This window comes from Peptoniphilus sp. GNH, from assembly GCA_021307325.1.
Classification (GTDB): Bacteria; Bacillota; Clostridia; order Tissierellales; family Peptoniphilaceae; genus KA00134.
In genome coordinates, this window is the sequence record CP089931.1 from 628,796 (window position 1) to 651,955 (window position 23,160).

The window sequence follows — 23,160 nt, forward strand, 5'->3', positions numbered from 1 at the left end:
ATCACCTCTTTTTTTCTTTTATTATGTCTTCCAATTCGCTTACGAAGCTTTCTATATCTTTAAATTCTCGGTAAACCGAAGCAAATCTTATATAGGCGACATCATCTAATTTTTTTAATTCTTTCATTACCATGTCGCCAATTTCTTTGGATGAGATTTCTTTTTTCATAGAGTTGGAGATTGATTTTTCTATTTCATCTGCCGCATCTTCTATCTCTTTTAAACTAATTGGCCTTTTTTCTCCACTCTTTAACATCCCTCTTATGATTTTATTTTGATCGAAGGATTCCCTTGTGCCATCCTTTTTTATAACTATTATGGGTCTTTCTTCGACCCTTTCATAAGTGGTGAATCTCTCCTTGCATTTAATACATTCTCTTCTACGTCTTATAGTCGAGCCTTCGTCTGTCGGTCTTGAATCTATTACCTTGGACTCCTCGAAATTACAAAAAGGGCATCTCATTTTTATCTCCTATAAAAAAAACCTCCGACTTGCGGAGGTTATGCTTTATTTTCTGCCTCTTAAGAAGCTTGGGATTCTCAAATCTCCGGGATTGTCGCTATCAACATCCAAGTCTAAGTTAGCTCTTCTTGGCTTGTTGCCATTTAATCCACTGCCCGGTTCTTCATCAAACTCTGTGGCAATTACAGTGATTTTAACTTGGTCTTTCAAGCTTTCATCTATTCCAGCTCCGAAGATTATGTTGGCATCTTCATCAACATAGCTTCTTATCAAGTCTGCTGCTTCATTAGCTTCAAAAATTCCTAAATCGTTTCCTGCAGTTACATTTATAAGTACAGATTTAGCTCCCTCTATTGAAGTTTCCAAAAGTGGTGAATTTATTGCTAGTTTTGCAGCTTCTGTTGCTCTATCATCTCCTGATGCTATGCCGATTCCCATGTGGGCTATACCCTTGTTAGACATGATAGTCTTGACATCGGCGAAGTCCAAGTTTATTAAGTTTGGAATTGAAATTAAGTCCGAGATGCCTTGAATACCTTGTTTTAATATATCATCAGCCATTTCAAAAGCCTTGAGGAAGCTTGTTTTCTTGTCTGAAACTATGAGTAGTCTGTCGTTAGGAATTATTACAAGTGTGTCTACCTTGTCTTTTAATTCTGCTATACCTGCTTCTGCTTTTTTAGCTCTTCTAGAACCTTCAAATGTGAATGGTTTTGTCACAACTCCGACAGTAAGCACGCCCATTTCTTTTGCTATTTCTGCAATTGTAGGTGCAGCACCAGTGCCTGTACCGCCACCCATTCCAGCTGTTATAAATACCATATCAGCCCCGTCAAGAGCTTCTCTTATTTCATCTCTGTTTTCTTCAGCAGATTTTTCTCCAATTTCAGGGTTAGCGCCTGCTCCGAGTCCCTTAGTGATCTTTTCTCCGATTTGAATTTTATTTTCTGCAAGTGAGCCCTTTAGGGCTTGCTTGTCTGTGTTTACAGCAAAAAATTCAACTCCTTTTACTCCAGCGGTAATCATTCTGTTCACAGCATTGCTTCCGCCGCCGCCAACGCCAATTACTTTGATTTTTGCAAAATCGTCATAGTCCATGTCAAAATCCAACATACTTTTCCTCCTATATCAATTCTCATTTTTAGCTAAGTATCATATATATAGTATTTTATAAACAAATTCTCTAATAGTCAATATAACAAGCGTATTTAAGTCTAATTTCATCTCTTTAATACTAAAACTGGATTAGGTCCCTTGTTCAAATAAATAGTTTCAGCTGCTTTTTTTGTAGCTCTCACATCTTCTAAAACCTTATTTAAGACTTGCAGCTTGTAATCTAGATTGTCATAAGTCCCAAATATTATATTTATACCTGACTTACTTGTGACTTCCGGCATTTCTTCTTGTAATTTTATTCTTGCCAAGTCGCCTTTTAGGTCCTTGTTGTTAAATATTTTAAATAAGAATTGTTTTTTTGTCTGATCATTTTCCGTAAAGAGAAAATCCGAAATTTTTTCCTTGCTCATGTCCACATTTTCTATTATGGGGAGCTCTTCTTTTGGACTTTCCATTTTTTCAAGGACTCTGTACTCGTCATCAAGCAAATAATAGTTACCCTGATCTTCTACTTGAGATACTGGCACCCTCTCCTTTATGGTTATTTTTACCGGTCCAAACGGAATCAAACTTATCTTGGCAGTTTTTACATAGGGTAGGTCTTCTATATTCTTTCTTGCAGCCTTGCCAGCAAATGTAAAATATGATGCTCCAGTCTTGATGTTTCCCTTTTTTACCACATCTTCAATTTTTGTCTTTTGATTGCCAGAAATTTTTACATTTTTGACATTGAAGGCTCCTGCATATTTAGATATGAAAAAAATTATTATAAAAGCCGCCAAAATCAAGATAAATCTTCTTATAAAAATCTTCTTTCCAAGCTTTCTTTTTCTTTCATCAATTCTAGCTTGAAGATCTTCTTGCAAGGGCTTATTTTCATTTTTAAAATCCATTTTTATTTCCTATAAGTTCAAACACTTTATCTACAATCTTTTTTACGCCATCTGGAGATGCCATTTTCTTAGAGTTTGCGCCCATTTCGTTCTTTTTCTTTTCATCTTTTAAAACTGATTGAATCTTATTATAAAGCACATCTCCATTCAAATCTTTTTCTTCTATTACAACACTTGCCCCAGCTTTCTCATAAGACCTCGCATTGTAACTTTGGTGGTCTCCTGCTGTATAGGCCTTGGGTATCAAAATTGATGCCAGTCCAGTCGCTGAAATCTCTGCAAGTGTCATTGCTGAAGATGATGCTATTACCAAATCAGCCAAGGGTAAAAGTTCTGGTATCTGGTGAGAATAATCCAGTATTTTTAAGTTTTCGTTTTTATAACTTCCCAAAAGCTCCATAAATTTTTGATAGTGTTCTTTCCCCGTTATATGCAAAAGGAAAAAATCCAATTCATGTTTTTTTAGCATATCAAGTATGGCATCATTGGTGGATTCTTGTCCGCCAGATCCTCCAAAAGATAGCACCATGGGCTTTTTTATTTGAAAATCAAGACTTTTTTTATCAAGGTCTTTATTTGCATGAGAAAATTCCTCTCTTATGGGATTTCCTGTTACGAGAATTTTGTCTTTGGGGAAGTATTCTTCAGCTTCTTCAAAATTTAGGCATATTGCATTTGCCTTTTTAGAAAGAAGTTTATTAGTCTTTCCAGGATAAGCATTCTGTTCCTGTATCAAACTCTTTACCCCAATAAGTTGTCCTGCCATGGTTATGGGGGCACAAACATAGCCTCCAGTTGCAATAATTATATCTGGTCTAACTTTTTTTACTATAAGGGCAGCTTTTATAAGACCTACAATAAGCAGGGCTATTGATTTTAAAGTTTTTAAACTCAAGGACTTTCTTGGAAGACCTGCTCCATTTATAGGAAGAAATTTTAAATCTAAGCCCGCCTTACTTACAAGTTCCTCTTCTAGAGAGTTTTTTTTGCCAACATAGTATATTTGGCTTGATCCATCTCTTTTTTTGATTTCTTTAGCTATGGCAAGAGCCGGATAAATATGACCTCCTGTTCCGCCACCTGAAATTATATATCTCAATTCATAGTCCTCCTTTTATTATTCGCCGATATTCGCAAAAGAAGAGCAGTCGATGCCAAGGTTGAAAGCAAGGAAGTTCCTCCATAGGATATGAAGGGCAGAGTGATTCCTGTTACAGGAAATATCCCCGTCGTTACCCCCATATTAAAGATAGCTTGGATTGCTATATAGCTTGTTATTCCAACTCCAACATATTTCTCATAAAGGCTTTGCGAATCAAATGAAATGCGCAGTCCCCTATAAGTAAAATATGCAAAAAGTCCCAAGGTCATGGCTCCTCCAACAAGTCCAAACTCTTCGCAAATTATGCAGAATATAAAGTCATTGTGCGCCAAGGGAAGATAGGAATATTTTTGTCTTGATCTAAAATATCCTACTCCCAGTATGCCACCCATAGCAATTGCAAATATTGATTGCTTGGTGTGATAGTCCATGTTTGAAATGTCGCCCGAAGATGCCGAAGAAAAGTCCAAAATTCTCTTTATTCTAAATGCATCATCCTTAAATAGGATAAAAAGCACCAGTCCAAGAGCAAGTCCTGTCAAAACAACAAACTGGTAAGGCTTCATACCACCTACTAAAAACATCGCACTCAAACTAACTCCTATTACAAGTGCTGTCGAAAAGTCCTTTGTCATTACCGGAGCAACACAAAGTCCCATAAAGCACAAGATACTTATAAATATTTCTTTTTTGCCTATATCTTTTCTCTTATCTTCCAAATATTTTGCAAAATACATAATGGCGCTTATCTTTAGAAAATCTGACGGTTGCAGTCTTATAGCTCTTGAGCCAAGTCTTAGTATGAGCCATCTGGATTGGCCGTACTCCTCAGAAGATAGTCCCGGTATCCAAAGTGCAAAAATCATGAGAATTGTGATCACAAATGCAGGAAAGGCAACTTTTTTTATAAGAGACATCTTTACTTTTAAAATAAAAATAACAGCAAATAAGCCCAAAATCATAGCCTTGATTTGCTTATCGGTATAATAGAATCCGTTTCCCTTGTGTTTTATGACACCTCTGGGCCAGGATGCGGATGCAACTGACATGATACCTATTAGCAATAATATAATTGTTGCAGAAAGGAGACCTCTATCAACATTTTTTAAGGTCTCCGAGAATTTTCTTAAGGTTTTCATTAAACCACCTTGTTTACTATATCTTTAAAATCTTTTCCTCTTTCTTCATAGGACTTATACATGTCCCAAGAAGCACACGCTGGTGATAATAAAACAATTTCCCCTTCTTTGGCAAGCTCCTTGGCTCTTTTGACAGCTTCTTGCATATTTTCTACGAATTCATAATCTATTTGAGCATTTTCTGCCGCTTGGGCTAATTTGTTTTTAGTCGCTCCCATAAGTAGCATCTTTTTAACTTTGCCCCTTGCCGAATTCATCATCAAGTCAAAGTCTGAGTTTTTGTCATAGCCTCCTGCCAGCAAAATAATAGGACTATTGAAGGATTCTAGAGCCTTTATTGTCGAGTCGGGATTTGTGCCCTTAGAGTCATTGTAGTATTTGACTCCATTATCTTTTACAAACTCAATTCTGTGTTCTACTCCCTCAAACTCAGAAACCGCTTCTCTTATAGTTTGCTTGTCTATACCTGCTGCAAGTGCCACCATTACACATGCCAAGACATTCTCTACATTATGCCCACCAGGTATTTTGATTTCATCTGTTGTCATTATTTTTTCTTCTGCGAAATCAAAACTTCTAAAAATTATATCCTTTTTTACTACAAAGACTCCTGGAAGTCCCAAGTCTCTTTTAGCAAAATAATAGACTCCACACTTTTTAGTGTATATCATAGATAAAATAGCGTCTTCTCCATTTAAGATAAGGTAGTCGCCATTTTTCATATTTTGAAAAATTTTGTACTTGGCATTTTTATAATTTTCAAAATTTTTGTGCCAGTCAATATGGTCTTTAGTTATATTTGTTATGAGGGCAATTTTTGGCCTTAGATGCTCAGTATATTCCAACTGAAAGCTGGAAAGCTCGCACACAACCCAATCGTCTTTTTGAGCATCCATAGCAGAAAACACACTTTCTCCCACATTGCCAACTAGATAAGTTTTTTTCTTTTTAGATAAGATTGACGTTATAAGCTCAACACAAGTAGTCTTGCCATTTGTGCCAGTTACTCCTATAAAATTTTTACAAGCAGAAATCTCTTGAAAATATTCCACATCTGATATTATTCTGATATTCTTTTCTTCAAGTTTTTTTACTAGGGGCGAATCAGGCTTGATTCCAGGACTTTTTATGCAAAATTCAAACTTTAAATCCCCATCTAAATCTGCCATGTCAATTGATTCATCTTTTAACTTATCGTCATAAACATATACAGAATATTCATTTTGTTTTTTAAGAGCTTCAACAGCTCCCTTGCCCGTCTTTCCTAAACCTGCAACAAGTACATTCTTTTTCATTTACTTCACCATCAAATATGCCAAAATTCCAAATACAATAGCTGCCATACAAAAATATCTGACTACTTTTTTTTCATTCCAACCCTTGCCCTCAAAGTGGTGATGCAAGGGGCTCATTATAAAAACTCTCTTGCCAGTTTTTTGGAATACTAAAACCTGAATTATTACAGAGAGGGTTTCTAAAAAATATACAGCTCCCAAGATAGGAAGTAATAAGGGCAGTTTTAAAATCATACATATACAAGATACAGCACCGCCCAGGGCCAAAGACCCCGTATCTCCCATGAATACTCTCGCTGGATAGGCATTAAATACCAAAAATCCCAAGAGTCCTCCGGCAAATACTATCGAAAAGTTTTTTGTGCTCTCGTCTCCCAACTTTTGAGCCAAAAGGCAAGAAAAAATCATTACAACAATGGTTACAGAAGATGAAAGTCCATCCAAGCCATCTGTCAAATTGGTTGAATTTACTGTCCCCACCACTACAAAAAGCATAAAAGGTATATAGAATAAGGACATATCCCAATATTTATTTATGATCGGAATATATATGCTAGTAGGATCTTCGAACAAATAATTGTGAACTCCTATCACTAATAAACTAGCAATAATTTGAAGAATCAACTTCTGCTTGGACGTAAGTCCTAAGTTTCTTTTTTTTATTACTTTTATATAATCATCAATAAAACCTATTAGGGCAAATATCATAGTCGAAAAAAGAAGCAAAAGCCCTGTTTTGTCTAAAAGTCTAAAGACTAGCAAACTCAATGTGCTGGAAAAAAGGAAGATAAGTCCGCCTATTGTGGGAGTCCCTCCCTTTTTTAAGTGGGACTTGGGGCCCTCTTCTCTTATCGATTGCCCAGCGTGCAAAGTTTTTAACCATTTTATTATCATCGGTCCTATTAATAGGGCCACACCAAAGGCAAAAAGCCCCGGCAAAATATCATTAAAATTCATCTTTCTCCTCTAGTCTGTTATGTCATCTTTTCCGGCATCTTTAACAAGACCCTTTGAGCCTGATTTTTTTATCAGCTCATCCGCCTTATCCTCAGAATCAAATTCCAAATCCACCATAGTGTCTTTATTTAATACACTGCCCGCTTTTGGAGTTTGTGATTTTACAATGCCTTCACCTATTGCATTATACTCTACTTTTAAGTCTTTTAAAATACTTATAGCCTCTTCCTTGGTCTTATCTATTAAATTTGGCATTACTCTATCGCTACCCATGTTGTTTTCCACTTCAAGATCTATTATCGTGCCTTGTTTTACATAGGCTCCAGCCTCAACAGATTGGCCTTTGACAACAGATGTTCCAGATGAATTTTCAGTTGTCACATTAAATTTCAAGCCCCTTGTCACAAGTGCTTTGCCAGCATCTTGAATCAACAAGTTTGAAACATCTGGCACTTGAACGAGGTTGGCATCTTTTTGTTGATTTATGCCTTCTGTCCTTTGGACCTTCAAATAAGAAAGAGTTTTTCCAATCACATATGAACCATATGGCGCAGCAACAGTACCACCATGGGTTAGGCCTTGCGGATCTTTTACGACTACAAGTACAGTTATCTTGGGATCATTTATAGGAGCAACACCCACAAAAGAAGCCACATACTTGCCTTGAGCATATCCATTGCCATTTTCTGATATCATATTTGCAGTACCAGTTTTTCCTCCGACTCTATATCCATCAACCTTGGCCCTCTTACCAGTACCATTTAGGACAACTCTTTCCATAAGTCCGAGCATGGTCTTGGAGGTTGACTTTGAAATCACTTGCCTTACCTTTTGTGTTTTAAAAGTCTCTATGACGTTGCCATCAGCATCCATTAAAGTCTTTCCGATTCTCGGCACATTCAATTCTCCTCCGTTGGCAATTGCAGAAACTGCATTTATAAGTTGAAGCGGTGTACAAGCTATACCATGTCCATAGGATAAGGTGGCAAGCTCTGCAGGTCCTATTGCCTCAACACTTGCTGGAATCTTTCCTTTTTCCTCGGCAGGAAGCTCTATTCCAGTTCTCTCTCCAAACCCAAAGGCCCTTATGAAATGGAGCATATTTTGTCTGCCAAGCTCTCTTCCCAATTGCACAAAGGAAATGTTACAAGATTGTTCCAAGGCTTGTGCCATGGTCTTGGCTCCCCTTATTGTGCAAGTACAACCTATTCTCTTTACACCAGGTATATCTGTTATGGCCCCAGTACAATAGTAAGTCTTATCTGGCCAAGAAGTGCCCGCTTCTATGGCAGATGCAGCCGTCACAAGTTTAAAAGTAGAACCGGGTTCATATATGTCATTTACGGCAAAATTTCTCCAGTTTTTAAACCACATTTCCACCTTTTGTTGATCTGTAAGCTCAGGCCAAATTTCTCTTTGCTCAGGTGTTTGTGGCTCTCTTGGTTTGTTCAAATCATAGTCATCTATATTAGCCATAGCCAAAATCTCTGAGTTTTGAGTATCTTGGACTATTATGGATACTTTTTCTGCAGAAAATCTTGCCTTGGCTTCTCTTGCCGCTTCTTCAGCTATTTGTTGGATATTTATATCCATGGTAAGGCCTAAAAAAAGTCCCTCTTTAGGTGCAAAGGTCTCTTGATCTGTAAGCGGAATACGACCGCCTCCCCCTTGTCTGTACTTGAAAATTTTCCCAGAAATGCCGCTTAGTATGCTATCAAAGCCAGATTCAACTCCGTATTGGCCTATGTTTTCATCATTTACAAAGCCAATGACATGAGAACCCAAGTTCTTGTAAGGATAAGATCTTTTCATCTTATCTTCTAAAGAAAGCCTTCTTATACCAGCATCTCTAAGCTCTAAGGTCTTGGAGCGTTCGACATCAGAGAGGATTTTTACTGGTTTTTCACCCTTCATCTTCTCTAATAGTTCTTCTTTATTTACCGAACATATAGCAGCAATTTTTTCTGCATCGGCTTCCAAGTCAGACTTGTATCTAGCTTCGTATTCCGATAAACTCTCCTTGTCATTTTTAGGATTGGCATCCGGATCCATATTGTAATAAGCGTCAGCACATGCCACATTAAGGGCCAGCTCTTTTAAATTCCTGTCGTAAATTATTCCTCTTTCAGAGTTTAAGACCTCAGTTCCTGTAATTTGTCTAAGGGCAAGTCTTGTGTACTTGTCCGAAACAAGGACTTGCAAATAAAATAATTTTGAAAAAATCACAACAATTAAAAAAGTCAGAATAACCAGGATAAAAATTATTTTTCTATTTGCATTTGCTGAAAAACTTTTTTTATTGCTTCCCTTGTCTGACTTTTTCTTTTTATTTCTAAATCTATTAAATAGTTTCAACATATCCACCTAATCTTTAGTATATGATTTTAAAACTGAAATTACAGGACTTAGAAAAACGTTCTGATTGACATCTTTTGATTCTTTTGCATTATCAAGCTCTATGTAGATTATTTGATCATCGCTAGGATAGACCATGCCAAGCTTATACATGGCTTCCTCAGCAATCTCGCTTGAGCTTTTTATGCCGACAACTTCCCCCTCGAGGGATAATTTGTTCTTTTTCAATTCTGAAATTTCAGCTTCTTGACTCGCAATCTTTCTATCTAAATTCGTAAGATGAGCATACATTATAGTCGATAGTATTGCAACAATTAATATTAGCACTGATATCGGTAAAATTAATCTGTTTTTTATTTTATTTTCTTTTTTAATTTTGTATTCGTTGTTTTGCATGATTCACCTACAATTTTTCAGCCACTCTCAACTTGGCACTTCTCGATCTATTGTTGTATAAAATCTCTTCATCACTAGGCAAGATTGGGTTTTTGCTTATTATTTCTATTTCTCTTTTCTTGTCGCAAATGCAAACAGGTATCTCTGGCGGGCAAACACAATCCAAATAGTAGTATTTGAAGATATCTTTAACCAAATGGTCTTCCAGAGAATGAAAGCTTATGACACAAATCCTACCACCTGGATTTAATCTATCTATCATCTTGCCCAAGGATTTTTTTAAAACATCAAGTTCGTGGTTGGTTTCTATTCTAAGAGCTTGAAAAGTTTTCTTGGCAGGATGTGAACCCTCTCTTCTGACCTTCTTTGGAATGGCAGCCTTTATTATCTCTACCAATTCAAAAGTCGTATCTATTGGTTTTTCTTCCCTTTTTTTAACTATAAAATTAGCTATTCGCCTTGCCCATCTCTCTTCTCCATAGACCAGCAAAATTCTCGCTATCTCACCCTCAGAATACTTATTTACAATATCCCAAGCCGAAAACTCCTGCTTTCTGTCCATTCTCATATCCAATCTGGAATCTAGCCTATAAGAAAATCCTCTCTCCTTCATGTCGAATTGATAAGAAGATACTCCCAAGTCTAGCAAAATCCCATCAAGCTTATCTATTCCCAGTCCATCTAGAACCGCTTCAAAGTTTTCATAGTTGGTGTTAAATAGTTTAAAATTACTTCCTATTTTTTCTAACCTCTCCCGAGAAACTTCTATCGCCTTTTCGTCTTGATCAAGCCCTATTAAAAGCCCATCTCCACAAAGCCTTCTTAGAATTTCACTCGAATGACCCGCTCCTCCCAGAGTGCCATCCAGATAGATTTTTGAAGGTCTTATATTTAAATTTTCAATTACTTCATCAAATAGCACTGGCTTGTGAACAAAATCCATAATCCACCTAAATTCCAAGTTCGGATAATTGTTGAGCCAACTCTTCATAAGAAAGACCCTCTGTCGAGTTGTAAGCCTCCCACTCTTGCTTGCTCCAGATTTCAAATCTAGTGGCAACTCCGATTATAACTGCGTCCCTTTCTATTAAGGCATGGTCTCTCAATTTCTGAGGTATCAAGACCCTGCCCTGCTTGTCAAGTGAGGCATCAGATGCTCCAGCAAAAAAAGTCCTCACGAAACTTCTAACCATGGGGTTGGTCATAGGAAGAGCCTTCAACTTTTCTTCTATTAATTTCCACTCTTCCATGGGGTAGACAAATAAACATTTATCCAGACCTTTAGTCATGACAAATGTTTCGGATAGATCATCTCTGAATTTTGCAGGTACTATAACTCTCCCCTTGTTGTCGAGAGAATGTTCATATTCACCAATAAACATAATTCCACCATTTTCTACCACTAATAACCACTTTCTTCCACTTCACCTATATTCTAACCTATTTTTATAAATACTTCTACCCTTATTTTGAAATTTTCTCATAGTTTTTTTAGTAATTTCAGCCATTTGTCGATGTTTTTTTGTTTGACAAATCCCATTTTCATTTTTATCTATGTCACATTCATTGACATTGGTGAAATTTATTGATTCCCCTAAAAAATACAATTTTTTATTGCATTTGAGCATAGCCTGTTTATCAAAAAACTTATTCGCCATTTATTTTTAACGGTATAGTTCTGTATTTTATTAGCGTTTAAAGTAGTTTTAAAAATTGATATTAATTATATGAAGTGATATCATCTATTTGACATAGTTTATGTTTATGAAAATAAATACAATTTTAGAGGAGCCGAAATGAAAAAACTAAGAATTGGATTTTTTATGTTTATCGCACTGATTTTCTTTTTTGTATGTTCGTGCACGGAAAATGTATCAGCGGATGACAATCCGTATAATATTAAAAAATATATTGGATATGCAACCGAGGGAGAATATAAGAAAAATGCCTATGTATATTGGGATAATAATAGAAATGCCATGGTCATAAAGGGGTCTGGCGAAATGGCTTCCCCAGGTTTTCCTATTCAAAAATTGATTGATGAGATAACTAAAAAAATTTATGCTCAATATGGAGATGAGGATATAGACTACGACTCCCCTCGTTATCATAAGCTTGAAGAAGAGGCCAACGCCTTTTTAAATAAGGTGAGAGCTCCGGGTGGATTGAAGCTTATAATAGAGGACGGTGTAGAGTTTCCAGAAGATTCGACCATGCTATTTTCTGGTGATAGTGGCACTATTTACAGTGAAATAATCTTTCCCAAAGACCTTTCTACTAGTCATGTCAAATCCATGATTCAAATGTTCTTTTTGCAGCCTTATGTAAATCCTGATGTATCTAAGTGGGATGTTTCAAATGTAGAAGACTTTGAGCAGATGTTTGCATATACAGGTTCAGCAAATCCCGATGTGTCTAATTGGGACACTTCTAAGGCAAAAAGCATGAACGGAATGTTTATTATGGCAAAAGCAGCCAACCCTGATGTTTCAAAATGGAATACTTCAAGTCTTACCCTGCCCCAATATATGTTTTATGGTGCAGATTCAGCTAATCCAGATTTATCCCATTGGGATCTTAGAAAATCCGAATCAATAGCATATATGCTGTCAATGTCGTCTGTTAGGGAGCTTGATTGTAGAACTTGGCCACTTAATCTAGATAGGGGTAATATATCTAATTTATTTTCTTACACTCCAAAACTTCAATATGTCTACTTGCCAGCTAATCATAATTTTGGTCCAGATGAGTTTTTAAGTGCTGATCCTATAGAAAATGCTATGAGTGAAGACTTTAAGATGCAAAGAGATGGCGAGCCGTCTGGAGCCGTCATTGAAGGCAGCCACAATTCTTTTTTGTTTAAACCCACAGGATTGCCTACGGTGTATTTCGTTCCTCAAAATATAGTTACAAAATCCACTTGGAAAGATTCCAATGACAAAAACGGTGTCAGACCAAAAGAATTGAAACTCACCCTCCTTGCAAATAAAGCGAAGATTTCTGGAAATATTGAAAAACCAAAAGAAAATCCCGTAAAGATAAATCTTGAGAATAATTGGACTGCTAATTATACTGGGCTTGATATATTTTCTAATGGCTCTAAAATCGATTATAGTATACTTCTAGATCCCATAGACGATTATGTAACTGAATTTAAAAATTATGTTCCTGATCTGCCCGAGAAGGAAAGACTTAAGACAAGAGGTATAGAGATTATAAATACCTATATGGAAATAGCTGAAGAAAAACCCTTTGGCACTAAGCCGAAATGCCCTGAAAATTTTGTAAGAGTTGTCGTGGATACGACAGATAAGGCCTCATCTGATACTTATTTCAAGCGCGCCTTTTGGGTTACTCCAAATAAGGAAGTTAAAATACCTGTTTCAAATCCAACTGGAAAAATGGGCTGGGTCTTTACTTCCTGGAAAAGTGAAAATGACGGAACTGTTTGGAAGCCTGACCAAGCTATTAAAAAGCAGTTCAAAGATAAAGAGACTCTCATCTTGGCTCAATACGATAAGGTCTGGTTGGGCATCAAAAAAGTCGATGTGAATAAAGTCGATGTGAATATTCACAAGGCCTATATTTTTGGCTACCCCGATAAGACCCTAAGACCTAATAACAATCTTACAAGAGCCGAAGCTGCTGCTTTGGCAGTAAGACTTACTGAGTTTAAGGCTGATAATACGGATAAACTTTTTGATGATGCTCTAGCTAATGCTTGGTACAATCCCTATATAAATTTGGCATATGAAAAGGATATGTTACAGTCAGACAACAATCTCATAAGACCCAATGACTTCATAACAAGGGCAGAGTTTGCCAAACTGATTTCTCCTTTAGATAAGGAAAATTCTTCCCAATCAGATTTTACAGATATAAAGGGTCATAGATATGAGAAAGAGATAAATCAAGCTTTTGCCAACAAAAGAATCTGCGGCTATCCAGATAAGACATTTAGACCCGATAAATTTATAAGTAGAGCTGAAGCTTCAAAAATTTTAAATAGCTTATTTAAAAGATCTGCTGATCGTAATTTTATAGATGCCAACCCAGATAAATTAAAATCTTATAAAGATTTAGATAAAAATAGTTGGGCCTACTACGATCTGCAAGATGCTGCAAACTCTCGCAAATACAAGAGAAGCTCCGACTCCTCTCTTGATGAAATATGGCTTGAAATCTTGCCGTAATTCGAATTTTTATATGAAAATATCCCCCTTGCTCCTTTCTATGTAAGCTAAGGGGGATGTTTTTATATATTTTTCATAATATAGTTATTGAGATTCTTCTTTTCGTCTATTTATTTCGCTTAAAATTCTTTCATTCAAAGCAAGAGCCGAGTTGTAGCCATAGAGTTTTTGCTTGTAATTTTTGGTGGCCACCTCTATTATTAGGGCTGTATTTCTACCTGGTCTTATAGGGATTACATATTGGGCGACTTCTTTGTCGAGAATTTTCACATGTGAGATGTCCATTCCCACTCTTTCGTATTCTTTATTCTCATCCCAAAATTCCAAGTGGGTTATGAGGTGGATTCTCTTTTTGTCCACAACAGATCCTATTCCATACATTCTCTCCACATCTATTATCCCAACTCCTCTTATTTCCATGAAGTGCTTGGTCACTTCTGGAGATGAGCCAATCAAATCCCCTGCCACATTTCTTATTATAACTGAATCATCAGATATCAGCTTGTGGCCCTTTTCAATCAATTCCAAGGCTGTTTCAGACTTGCCAGCACCCGAATCTCCAGTTATTAAAACTCCCATTCCATATATGTCCATCAAGACTGCATGCACTCTTGTCTTGGGTGCCAGCATAATGTCCATATAATTTACCATGTCATTTATAAGTCTTGTGGTTCTTCTGTCAGTAGATAGGATGGTGATATCATATTCTTTTGCCATTTTTTGGACTTCATAAAATACTGGCGCATTTTTTGTAAATATGACTGCTGGTATGGAGCGGCTGAAAAATTTTTCTAGACTTTTTTCTCTTCCATCTGGTCCTATGTCCTTTAAGTATTGCCATTCTGCCGCACCTATTATTTGTAACCTATCCTCAGCAAATTGGTTGTAATAGCCACAAAGCTGAAGCCCTGGTCTATTCATTTCACTTGACTTGCATTCAATTTTTTCAAAGGATTTTGATTTGTAAATAATTTGTAGCCCCAAATCTTTTGTAAACTTATCTAATTTAACCATTTTTGCTCCTTTTAAAATGAGAAATCAATTCTTCTGCCGCTGTTTTATTCATTCCTTCAACTTTTATTAAATCTTCTAAGCTCGCCTCTTTTATTTTTTTTATAGATTTAAAGTGATTAATAAGGGCCTTCTTTCTTTTTTCTCCTATGCCTTTTATGCCATCTAGTTCAGATGCGAACATGGCCTTTGTCCTTAGTGATTTGTGATAGTTTAAGGCAAATCTGTGAGCTTCTTCCTGAATTTTGTAAATTAACCTATAAGCTTTAGATGTTACCTTTAGCCTATATTCCTCATTGTCATAGATTATGCCCCTTGTTTGGTGAAAATCATCTTTTACTAATCCAGCTACCAAGATATTTATGCCCATTTTTTTTAGAACTTTAAGGGCTATGTTCACTTGTCCCTTTCCCCCGTCCATTAAGATGAGATCTGGATAGAGAGAAAAGGATGTGAATTTATCCTCTTCACTTTCTTTTATTGCCCGTGAAAATCTCCTATTTAAGACTTCCTCCATGGACTTGTAGTCATCTGGTCCCTTTACAGTTCTTATTCTAAATTTTCTGTAGTCACTCTTTTTTCTTTCTCCATCTTCGAAAACCACCATGGAGCCTACCGACTCAGCCCCCGAGATGTTTGAAATGTCATAGGCTTCTATTCTTTTTGGAATTTGCTCGAGTTTTAAGACTTGGCACAATTCTTCCAAGGCTTCCATGTTGGACTCTCTTTGCCTTCTTAGGCTCTCTTTTGATTTTGCAAGCATTTCAATTGCATTGCTCTTGGCAAGCTCCAGCATCCTCTTTTTTTCTCCAATCTTGGGTCTTAAAAGCTCTACCTTTTTCCCCTTGATTTCAAATAGCCACTTTTCTATTAGTTCCTTTTCCTCTATTTCTATTCCAATTAAAATTTCTTTGGGTATGAAGTTGGCAAGAAGATAGAATTGTTTTATAAAAGCTTGGATTATGTCTTCTTCCCTTTCAATAAAAGAATCCTGGATGAAAAAATGTTCTCTACCAGTTATTTTTCCATTTCTCACAAAAAAGACTTGTATGCAAACCTCGCCCTCTCCCCTTGCCATGGCTATGATATCTCTGTCATCAAAAGAAGCAGTATCTGCTATTTGCCTTCTTTGAATCAAGTATGATAGAGCATTTATCTTATCTCTTATTTCTGCCGCCCTTTCATAGTCCATTTTTTTAGACGCATCCTGCATTTCTTCTTTTAGCCTTTTTATAATGGCATCATCCTTGCCTTCTAAAAATTCCATTATGGAATTTATATAGACCAAATAATCACTTTCTCTTATTCCACCTATGCAGGGGGCCTTGCATCTTTTTATATAGTAGTTAAGGCAAGGTCTGACTTTGCCCTCTGCCTTTTCCAAATTGAGTTTGCAGTCCCTTATTGGAAAAATTTCATTGAACAAGTCTATGGATTCATTTACGCTTTCAGCCGATGGATAGGGTCCATAATACTTGGCCCCGTCCTTGCTCACAGATCTAACCTTCAAGACTCTGGGAAATTTTTCATTCAAAGAAATCTTTATATAGGGATATTGCTTGTCATCCCTTAATAAGATGTTATACTTGGGGTTATTTTCTTTTATCATATTGGCTTCTAAAATCAAAGATTCCAGTTCAGATGTCACAATTATATATTCAAAGTCGTCAATATTTTTGACCATAGATTTAACTTTTAGTGAACTTTGCCCGTAGGAGCCAAAGTACTGCGAAACCCTCTTTTTTAAAGACTTGGCCTTGCCCACATAAATTATGTTGCCAAGTTCGTCCTTCATAATATAAACTCCCGGTTTGTCCGGGAGCTTGGAAAGTTTTTCTTTAAAATCTTTCATTATATAGGTCTAGTGTAGTGTTCTAACCAAACTTTTATTTCTCCGTCCAAGTGTGGGCTTAGGAGTTCATAAGTTTTTTTATGATAATCATTTAAGAGCCTTCTTTCATTTTCTGTAAGAAGGTCAACATCAATAGCATCAAGGTCAAATGGCAGATAGTTTAGCACTTCGAATCTCATGAATTGCCCGTTTTCATTTTCTAGGTCGTATTCTATATAATAATCATTTTCCAGCCTTATGCCATGCTTGTTTTCCTTGTATATGCCCGGTTCGATTGTGACAACGCATCCAGGTAAAAGAGGAGCAAGGGCGGGTCTTGGTGAAATGCCATGAGGACCTTCATGCACTCCTAATAGATAACCAACTCCATGACCCGTTCCGCATTTATAGTCTAACCCTTCTCTCCACAGTGGTTCACGAGCGATTGCATCAAGGGCGTGGCCACTTGTGCCTTCCAAAAATTTAAAGCTTGCCAAATTCAAGTGAGACTTCAATACAAGAGTGAAATCTTTTTTTTCTTCATCGCTTATATCTCCAAGAGCCAAGGTCCTTGTTATATCTGTTGTGCCGAGATAATATTGTCCTCCAGAGTCGACTAAATATAAGGACTTGGGTTCAAGTTTCCTATTTGATTTTTCGCTTGCCGAATAGTGCATCATTGCCGCATTGGAAGCATAGGCCGAGATTGTTCCAAAGGATTCTTCTATGAACATATCGTCTTGTGCTCTAAAATCGTGAAGGATTTCTTGAGCCGAAAATTCGTTTAGATTTTCATTCTTAATTCTTGTTTTTAAAAAGTAAAAATACTTTGTAAGAGCCACACAATCTCTCAAGTAAGCCTCTTTTAAGTTGGAGATTTCTGTGGCATTTTTTACAGATTTCAGCTTTTCTGTTGGATTTTGAGCATTTACAACTTCACAATTTATAGAATCATAGACTTTTGAGTTTAATCTATTTGGATCTGCCATGATTCTCTTAGCTTTGAGATTTTTCAAAAAGTCGAAAATATCTTCATATCTTCTAAGTTCAATGGAATTTTCCAAAAGCTGAGTTCGAGTCTTTTCGTCGATTTTTTCTTCTGATGTGAAAAGCACAGCCCTATCATGACCTACAAGAGCATAGGATATCAAGACCGGCGTATATAAAATGTCAAAGGCCCTTATATTAAAAAGCCAGCATATATCGGGAAGATCTCCTAGCACCAAGTAGTCGCAATTTTCTTTTTCAAGTATCTTTCTTATTTCTTTTAGCTTTTCACCTGCAGACTTGCCGGCAAATTTTTCTTCCAACAAAAATGCTTTTTCGTTAGATAGAGCTTGCCTGTTCTCAGTCCAAATATCCTTTACTAAGTCTATATCCACAAGTTCTATTTTTTTATCTGCCAACTTTTGCTTTAAGCTTTCCAAAGAAGTCTTTGAAAAATAAAGAGCATTCAAGCCGAGCTTGCTACCATTTTTAAGATTTTCAAAAAGCCATTGATCATAAGTTGGATAACCCTTGGTTGCCATCTTCATCAGATCATAGCCCGAATTTTTAATTTGATTTGCAGCCTGAATAAAGTACCTGCCATCAGTCCACATCTTTCCTTCTTCCAAGGTTGTAACAGCTAGACCATTTGAGCCGGTAAACCCAGTTAGAAAAGCCCTCTCTTTGTAGTAATCGGGCAAGTATTCAGAAAGATGAGGATCAGATGATGGACTCACATAGGCATCCAGACCACACTCCTGCATCTTTTTTCTCAATTTATCTATATTTCTCATTGCTTTCACCTCTCATTTGATTATACCAAACTTTTTATAATTAATTACAATCTTATAAAGGAGCAAATAAAAAAGACTGCCCGGTTTTAATTTGAACTTGCAAACTAAAATCCAATCAGTCTTTTATAATGCCATATCCTTGCTGTCAATTCTCAAATGTCCCGTGTAGAAGAATATTTAGTTTTCCTCTTCTTTCAACATTTCTTCATATTTTTCCAAAACAGCATCTTCAATTTGTTTTCTTGTTTCAGCGTTAATTGGATGAGCGATGTCTCTGAATTCTCCACTTGGAATTCTTCTACTAGGCATAGCGATAAAATTTGCTTCGTCTCCTTCGATAATCTTTATATCGTGGATCACTATGGCATCATCAAAAGCAACAGAAACCACTGCCTTCATTTTACCCGTGTTATCCAACTTGCGAATCCTAATATCAGTAATTTTCATTTATATCACGCTCCCTCATCTTAATTATATTATACCTTTTTTTTGCTCTAAGGTACAGATGATTTAAGTTATTATTAAAAGATTTTTATTAAATATTTCTCTATTTATATGTCCCAAATATGATATAATCAATGTTTACAGGAGGTTGTATGAAATTTTTTAAAATTGATTCACATGATTATAAACACGTCCATTTCATTGGAATAGGCGGCATATCTATGTCTGGTCTGGCAAAGATTCTTCTAAGTTACGGATACGAGGTCAGCGGATCAGATGCTAAAGAAAGTCCTATCACAAAAAAATTGGAAGCTTTAGGAGCTAAAATTTTCTACGGACATAAAAAAGAAAACATAGAAGGTGCCGATTTAGTTGTATATACAGATGCCATATCTCTTGACAACGAGGAGTTGCTTTATGCAATCAAAAGTAAGGTTGACCTTGTAGATAGGGCAAGTTTTTTGGGACTTATTATGAAAAATTACAAGTCCTCCATAGCCGTATCAGGCACTCATGGCAAGACTTCGACCACATCCATGCTAGCAGAGATAATAAAAGATTTGGATGTAGATCCAACTATTCTTTTGGGCGGCGAATTGGATGATATCCATGGCAATGCCAAAATAGGCAAAATGGATTTATTTTTGACAGAAGCTTGTGAGTATAAGGCAAATGTTTTAAAGTATTTTCCCACCACTGCCATCATCTTAAATATTGACGAGGACCATTTGGACTACTTTGACAATATAGACCATATAGTGAAAACTTTTGAAGGCTATGTTAAAAATTTGAGTGATGCTGACAATTTAATCATCAATGTAGATGATCCTTATGCAAGGCAAATGGAATACATCAAGACCTGCAATCTCTTTACCTTTGGCATTCATACTCAAGCCGATTTTATGGCAAAAGATATCCGCTTGGATGAAGCTGGTCATCCCAGCTATGAACTCTATATCAGGGGCAAAAATGTAGCCAGAGTTGAACTCTCTGTCTTGGGCAAGCACAATGTTTACAATTCTCTTGCAGCCATTGCCGCAGCCTATGTAAATGGAATCGATTTGGATACTATTATTACCAACATAAAAAAATATAAGGGTGTTCATAGACGGTTAGAAAAAGTCGGCAGCTATAATGGCGCTCTAGTCATGGACGACTACGCCCACCACCCGACAGAAATCAAATCTTCTCTTAAAACTTTAAAAGATTTTTGCAAGGGCAAACTCTACTGCGTATTTCAACCTCACACCTTCACAAGGACAAAGATGCTTTTAGAATCTTTCTGCGAATCTTTTTCTCTAGCAGATGTAATAATAATCGCAGATATATATGCCGCCAGAGAAAAAGACTATGGCGATATCCATTCTAAAACTCTTGTCGCAGGTATTAGCCAAAAGGGGGGCAATGCCTTTTATATGGAAAGATTTGAAGATATAGTTAGATTTCTTAAAAATAATCTCCAAGCTGACGACTTAGTGTGCACTGTCGGAGCTGGAGATGTCTATAAGATAGGTCTTATGCTCTTAGATAAAAAGTTTTAGACTAAATCTAAAATCTTCTTTTTATAATTTTGACAACAAGTTTATATGAATACAAAAATCTGCCTTGGATTGCTCCTTGGCAGATTTCTTTGTTTTAAAATTTATTCGTTTATTTCAGCCAATATTTTGGAATGAATCATATCTATTGCAACTTGATTATATCCACCTTCTGGCACTATTATGTCTGCATATCTTTTTGATGGGTCTATAAATTGCAAATGAGATGGTCTTACTGTGTTCAGATACTGCATGATCACAGAGTCAAGAGTCCTTCCCCTCTCTTTTATATCTCTTAAAATTCTTCTTATTATTCTGACATCACTATCTGTGTCTACGAAAATTTTGATATCTAAAAGTTCTCTCACTTCTTCTTCATAGAGTATCAAAATTCCTTCGACTATGATTACCTCTGCCGGCTCAATTTTTAGTTTTTCTTTTTTTCTGTTGTGAACCTCAAAGTCATACATCGGTTTTTCAATAGTCTTTCCAGCTTTTAAGGCCTTTATATGTTCGACCAAAAGGTCATTGTCAAAGGCAAAAGGATGATCGTAATTTGTCTTTATCCTCTCCTCAAAGGGCAGAGATGATTGATCCTTGTAGTATGCATCCTGCTCTATAACAAGCACCCTATCATCTAAAAGTTCGACCAATTTGTTAGTTATTGTAGACTTGCCTGAGCCTGTTCCTCCTGCTATTCCAATTACTATGGGCTTTTTCACGACTACCTCCTATTTTTCTCTCCTAAGCATATAACCCTCTTTAACCGGTTGCTTCATCTCAATTTTAAAAATTTGTTCAGCCTTATTAGCCATGTCGATTTTATTATCGTTTTCATCATACATTTCTTCTATTTTTTGTGTGAAATGTTTTATGCCCGGGCCAAAAACTTCGACTTCTTCCCCTGGGAAAGTCCTATTCCTAAGAGATAGGCTTGCCATTTTAGTTTCCGGATCATAAGCCTCGACTCTCGCTATATACTCATATCCTCTTATATATGAGGATGTTTCATATATCTGGGCATCTCTTATATCCTTATTATAATAAAAACCAGTTGTAAAGTCTCTATGAGAAACTTTTTTAATCTCATCCAAATAATATGGGTCGAATTTATATCCTTTCGGGTCTTCATAAAAGGCATCAATCGCCATTCTATACGATCTTATAGTAGTCGCAAGATAATAATCCGACTTGACTCTGCCCTCAATCTTCAAAGAAGAAATGCCAGCCCTTATGAGGTCATCCACATGTTCTATCATGCAGAGGTCCTTGGAATTCATGATAAAAGTTCCTTCTTCATGCTCTTCTATGGGGAAATATTCCCCCGGTCTTTTTTCTTCGACCAAATGATACTTGTATCTGCAAGGCTGAGCGCAGTCTCCGAGATTGGCATCTCTACCAACCATATAGTTAGATAACAAACACCTACCCGAATAAGACATACACATAGCCCCATGAGCAAATGTTTCAACCTCTATCAAGTCTTTGGTTTCTTCAACAATTTCCTTTATTTCTTCGAGTGAGACTTCCCTCGCCATAACAACCCTTTTTGCTCCTTGAGCTGCCCAAAATTTCACAGCATCAGTATTGGTTATAGATGCTTGGGTCGATATGTGAATGTCAATGTTTTTTTCTGCTGCCCTTACCCTAGAAAACATACCCGGATCAGCCACTATAAGGGCATCCACTCCTATATTGTAAAGAGCTTTAATATAGTCATCGACTCCATGGGTATCCTTGTTGTGGGGAATTATATTTAAAGTCACATGGACCTTTTTGCCAAGCTTGTGGGCCAGCTTGACCCCTTCTTCAATATCAGCAAGGCTAAAGTTTTTTGATGCCTTTCTAAGCCCAAAGGCCTCTCCTCCCAGATAGACCGCATCAGCACCATACATGAGCGCTGTCTTTAATTTATTCAAATCACCTGCCGGTGCCAAAAGCTCTATTTTATTCATCTTTCCTCCTAATTAGTAATATGCCATCGCCAAGAGGCAAGAGGCTTGCATCTAAAGTTTCATCTTCAAAAATATTCTTCAAAAAACTTCTCAAGCGTCTGACAAGGGTAATTTTTCTTCTTACAAGAAGCTCATCGCTTGCAACCATGCCCTTAAAAAGCACATTGTCACAGACTATAAGCCCCTTGGCATTTAAGTGTCTTATGGCCTTGTCAAAATAAAATTGGTACTGCCCCTTTGCCGCATCAATAAATATAAAATCAAAACCTTCTGTCAGCTTATCCAATTCTAAGGCGGCATCATTTACCCTAATTTCAACTTTTTCTTCAAGACCTGCCTTCTTCACATTTGCCATGGCAAGACTAGCCATATCTTCCCTTATTTCTATACTTGTGACTTTTTTTACATAGGTCTCCTTAGCAAAATTTATCGTCGAATAACCCATAGCTGTACCCAACTCTAAAACTTTTTCTGGCTTTGTCATCCTCATAAGTAGTCTTATAAAATTTTCGCTGACCTCTTCCACGATAGGTATGTGATAAGTCTTGGCATAAGATCTCATCTCACGCTTGCAAGCTGGTTGAGCAGCAAGAAGGCTCTCCATGTAATCTATAATATAATCTAAATTTATTTTTCCCATTTTCTTTAAAAAACAACCCCATTTATTTTTGAAATACAAGCTTTTTATAGA

At 36.6% G+C, this 23,160-nt stretch carries 20 protein-coding genes; 2 read left to right on the plus strand and 18 right to left on the minus strand.

Features of this window, described 5'->3' with window-relative positions; translation table 11 throughout:
* Window position 1: 1 nt before the first annotated feature.
* The 11 genes from nrdR to mraZ all read right to left on the minus strand — a co-directional run bounded on the left by nrdR (window position 2) and on the right by mraZ (window position 11,098).
* The gene (nrdR, locus tag LV469_03295; protein UHR03332.1) at window positions 2–463 is read right to left on the minus strand and encodes a transcriptional regulator NrdR; all 462 of its coding nucleotides are present in this window, start codon (window positions 461–463) and stop codon (window positions 2–4) included.
* A 45-nt stretch (window positions 464–508) separates the two neighbouring features.
* The gene (ftsZ, locus tag LV469_03300; GenBank protein ID UHR03333.1) at window positions 509–1,576 is read right to left on the minus strand and encodes a cell division protein FtsZ; all 1,068 of its coding nucleotides are present in this window, start codon (window positions 1,574–1,576) and stop codon (window positions 509–511) included.
* 107 nt (window positions 1,577–1,683) lie between these two features.
* Complete coding sequence (locus tag LV469_03305) at window positions 1,684–2,472, minus strand: FtsQ-type POTRA domain-containing protein (GenBank protein UHR03334.1); 789 nt, start codon at window positions 2,470–2,472, stop codon at window positions 1,684–1,686.
* Window positions 2,462–3,571 (minus strand): undecaprenyldiphospho-muramoylpentapeptide beta-N-acetylglucosaminyltransferase, encoded by a 1,110-nt coding sequence (gene murG, locus LV469_03310; protein ID UHR03335.1) that lies wholly within the window; start codon window positions 3,569–3,571, stop codon window positions 2,462–2,464. The genes LV469_03305 and murG overlap by 11 nt, the downstream gene beginning before the upstream one ends.
* Complete coding sequence (locus LV469_03315) at window positions 3,568–4,713, minus strand: putative lipid II flippase FtsW (GenBank protein UHR03336.1); 1,146 nt, start codon at window positions 4,711–4,713, stop codon at window positions 3,568–3,570. Before LV469_03315 ends, murG begins: the two co-directional genes overlap by 4 nt.
* Window positions 4,713–6,008: a UDP-N-acetylmuramoyl-L-alanine--D-glutamate ligase gene (murD, locus tag LV469_03320; protein UHR03337.1), complete on the minus strand. Its 1,296-nt coding sequence runs from the start codon at window positions 6,006–6,008 to the stop codon at window positions 4,713–4,715. The genes LV469_03315 and murD overlap by 1 nt, the downstream gene beginning before the upstream one ends.
* Window positions 6,009–6,965 carry a phospho-N-acetylmuramoyl-pentapeptide-transferase gene (gene mraY / locus LV469_03325; protein UHR03338.1) on the minus strand — a complete coding sequence of 319 codons (957 nt, stop codon included), beginning with the start codon at window positions 6,963–6,965 and terminating at the stop codon, window positions 6,009–6,011.
* Between the two features lie 9 nt (window positions 6,966–6,974).
* Complete coding sequence (locus tag LV469_03330) at window positions 6,975–9,320, minus strand: PASTA domain-containing protein (GenBank protein ID UHR03339.1); 2,346 nt, start codon at window positions 9,318–9,320, stop codon at window positions 6,975–6,977.
* A gap of 9 nt (window positions 9,321–9,329) precedes the next feature.
* The gene (locus tag LV469_03335) at window positions 9,330–9,716 is read right to left on the minus strand and encodes a septum formation initiator family protein (GenBank protein UHR03340.1); all 387 of its coding nucleotides are present in this window, start codon (window positions 9,714–9,716) and stop codon (window positions 9,330–9,332) included.
* 7 nt (window positions 9,717–9,723) lie between these two features.
* Window positions 9,724–10,659 (minus strand): 16S rRNA (cytosine(1402)-N(4))-methyltransferase RsmH, encoded by a 936-nt coding sequence (rsmH, locus tag LV469_03340; protein ID UHR03341.1) that lies wholly within the window; start codon window positions 10,657–10,659, stop codon window positions 9,724–9,726.
* A gap of 7 nt (window positions 10,660–10,666) precedes the next feature.
* Window positions 10,667–11,098, minus strand: coding sequence for a division/cell wall cluster transcriptional repressor MraZ (mraZ, locus tag LV469_03345; GenBank protein ID UHR03342.1), 432 nt, complete (start codon window positions 11,096–11,098; stop codon window positions 10,667–10,669).
* Between the two features lie 414 nt (window positions 11,099–11,512).
* Between mraZ and LV469_03350 the strand changes: the two genes are divergently transcribed.
* Window positions 11,513–13,909 (plus strand): BspA family leucine-rich repeat surface protein, encoded by a 2,397-nt coding sequence (locus LV469_03350; GenBank protein ID UHR03343.1) that lies wholly within the window; start codon window positions 11,513–11,515, stop codon window positions 13,907–13,909.
* An 84-nt stretch (window positions 13,910–13,993) separates the two neighbouring features.
* Here the strand turns inward: LV469_03350 and hprK are convergent, their stop codons facing one another.
* The 4 genes from hprK to spoVG form a co-directional block, all read right to left on the minus strand.
* The gene (gene hprK, locus LV469_03355) at window positions 13,994–14,923 is read right to left on the minus strand and encodes an HPr(Ser) kinase/phosphatase (GenBank protein UHR03344.1); all 930 of its coding nucleotides are present in this window, start codon (window positions 14,921–14,923) and stop codon (window positions 13,994–13,996) included.
* The gene (uvrC, locus tag LV469_03360; GenBank protein UHR03345.1) at window positions 14,916–16,772 is read right to left on the minus strand and encodes an excinuclease ABC subunit UvrC; all 1,857 of its coding nucleotides are present in this window, start codon (window positions 16,770–16,772) and stop codon (window positions 14,916–14,918) included. The genes hprK and uvrC overlap by 8 nt, the downstream gene beginning before the upstream one ends.
* Entirely contained in the window at window positions 16,772–18,532 is a 1,761-nt protein-coding gene (locus tag LV469_03365; GenBank protein UHR03346.1) for an aminopeptidase P family protein, read from the minus strand. The genes uvrC and LV469_03365 overlap by 1 nt, the downstream gene beginning before the upstream one ends.
* Before the next feature lie 177 nt (window positions 18,533–18,709).
* Window positions 18,710–18,979: a septation regulator SpoVG gene (spoVG, locus tag LV469_03370; protein UHR03347.1), complete on the minus strand. Its 270-nt coding sequence runs from the start codon at window positions 18,977–18,979 to the stop codon at window positions 18,710–18,712.
* Between the two features lie 149 nt (window positions 18,980–19,128).
* On the opposite strand from spoVG, the gene murC reads away from it, so the two are divergent.
* Complete coding sequence (gene murC, locus LV469_03375) at window positions 19,129–20,517, plus strand: UDP-N-acetylmuramate--L-alanine ligase (protein UHR03348.1); 1,389 nt, start codon at window positions 19,129–19,131, stop codon at window positions 20,515–20,517.
* A 101-nt stretch (window positions 20,518–20,618) separates the two neighbouring features.
* Here the strand turns inward: murC and udk are convergent, their stop codons facing one another.
* Genes udk through LV469_03390 form a run of 3 tightly spaced genes read right to left on the minus strand, consistent with a single transcriptional unit; the run spans window position 20,619 to window position 23,109 of the window.
* Entirely contained in the window at window positions 20,619–21,236 is a 618-nt protein-coding gene (gene udk, locus LV469_03380) for a uridine kinase (GenBank protein UHR03349.1), read from the minus strand.
* A 9-nt stretch (window positions 21,237–21,245) separates the two neighbouring features.
* Window positions 21,246–22,469, minus strand: a complete 1,224-nt coding sequence (locus tag LV469_03385; GenBank protein ID UHR03350.1) for a U32 family peptidase — start codon at window positions 22,467–22,469, stop codon at window positions 21,246–21,248.
* On the minus strand, window positions 22,462–23,109 hold the full coding sequence (locus tag LV469_03390; GenBank protein ID UHR03351.1) for an O-methyltransferase: 648 nt from the start codon (window positions 23,107–23,109) through the stop codon (window positions 22,462–22,464). Before LV469_03390 ends, LV469_03385 begins: the two co-directional genes overlap by 8 nt.
* Window positions 23,110–23,160: the final 51 nt, after the last annotated feature.

Bases quoted from the DNA above. Each gene is read 5' to 3' on its own strand.
- nrdR (UHR03332.1), bottom strand. From the start codon at position 463: ATGAGATGCCCTTTTTGTAATTTCGAGGAGTCCAAGGTAATAGATTCA.
- ftsZ (UHR03333.1), bottom strand. From the start codon at position 1,576: ATGTTGGATTTTGACATGGACTATGACGATTTTGCAAAAATCAAAGTA.
- LV469_03305 (UHR03334.1), bottom strand. From the start codon at position 2,472: ATGGATTTTAAAAATGAAAATAAGCCCTTGCAAGAAGATCTTCAAGCT.
- LV469_03315 (UHR03336.1), bottom strand. From the start codon at position 4,713: ATGAAAACCTTAAGAAAATTCTCGGAGACCTTAAAAAATGTTGATAGA.
- murD (UHR03337.1), bottom strand. From the start codon at position 6,008: ATGAAAAAGAATGTACTTGTTGCAGGTTTAGGAAAGACGGGCAAGGGA.
- mraY (UHR03338.1), bottom strand. From the start codon at position 6,965: ATGAATTTTAATGATATTTTGCCGGGGCTTTTTGCCTTTGGTGTGGCC.
- LV469_03335 (UHR03340.1), bottom strand. From the start codon at position 9,716: ATGCAAAACAACGAATACAAAATTAAAAAAGAAAATAAAATAAAAAAC.
- rsmH (UHR03341.1), bottom strand. From the start codon at position 10,659: ATGGATTTTGTTCACAAGCCAGTGCTATTTGATGAAGTAATTGAAAAT.
- mraZ (UHR03342.1), bottom strand. From the start codon at position 11,098: ATGTTTATTGGTGAATATGAACATTCTCTCGACAACAAGGGGAGAGTT.
- LV469_03350 (UHR03343.1), top strand. From the start codon at position 11,513: ATGAAAAAACTAAGAATTGGATTTTTTATGTTTATCGCACTGATTTTC.
- hprK (UHR03344.1), bottom strand. From the start codon at position 14,923: ATGGTTAAATTAGATAAGTTTACAAAAGATTTGGGGCTACAAATTATT.
- uvrC (UHR03345.1), bottom strand. From the start codon at position 16,772: ATGAAAGATTTTAAAGAAAAACTTTCCAAGCTCCCGGACAAACCGGGA.
- LV469_03365 (UHR03346.1), bottom strand. From the start codon at position 18,532: ATGAGAAATATAGATAAATTGAGAAAAAAGATGCAGGAGTGTGGTCTG.
- spoVG (UHR03347.1), bottom strand. From the start codon at position 18,979: ATGAAAATTACTGATATTAGGATTCGCAAGTTGGATAACACGGGTAAA.
- murC (UHR03348.1), top strand. From the start codon at position 19,129: ATGAAATTTTTTAAAATTGATTCACATGATTATAAACACGTCCATTTC.
- LV469_03385 (UHR03350.1), bottom strand. From the start codon at position 22,469: ATGAATAAAATAGAGCTTTTGGCACCGGCAGGTGATTTGAATAAATTA.
- LV469_03390 (UHR03351.1), bottom strand. From the start codon at position 23,109: ATGGGAAAAATAAATTTAGATTATATTATAGATTACATGGAGAGCCTT.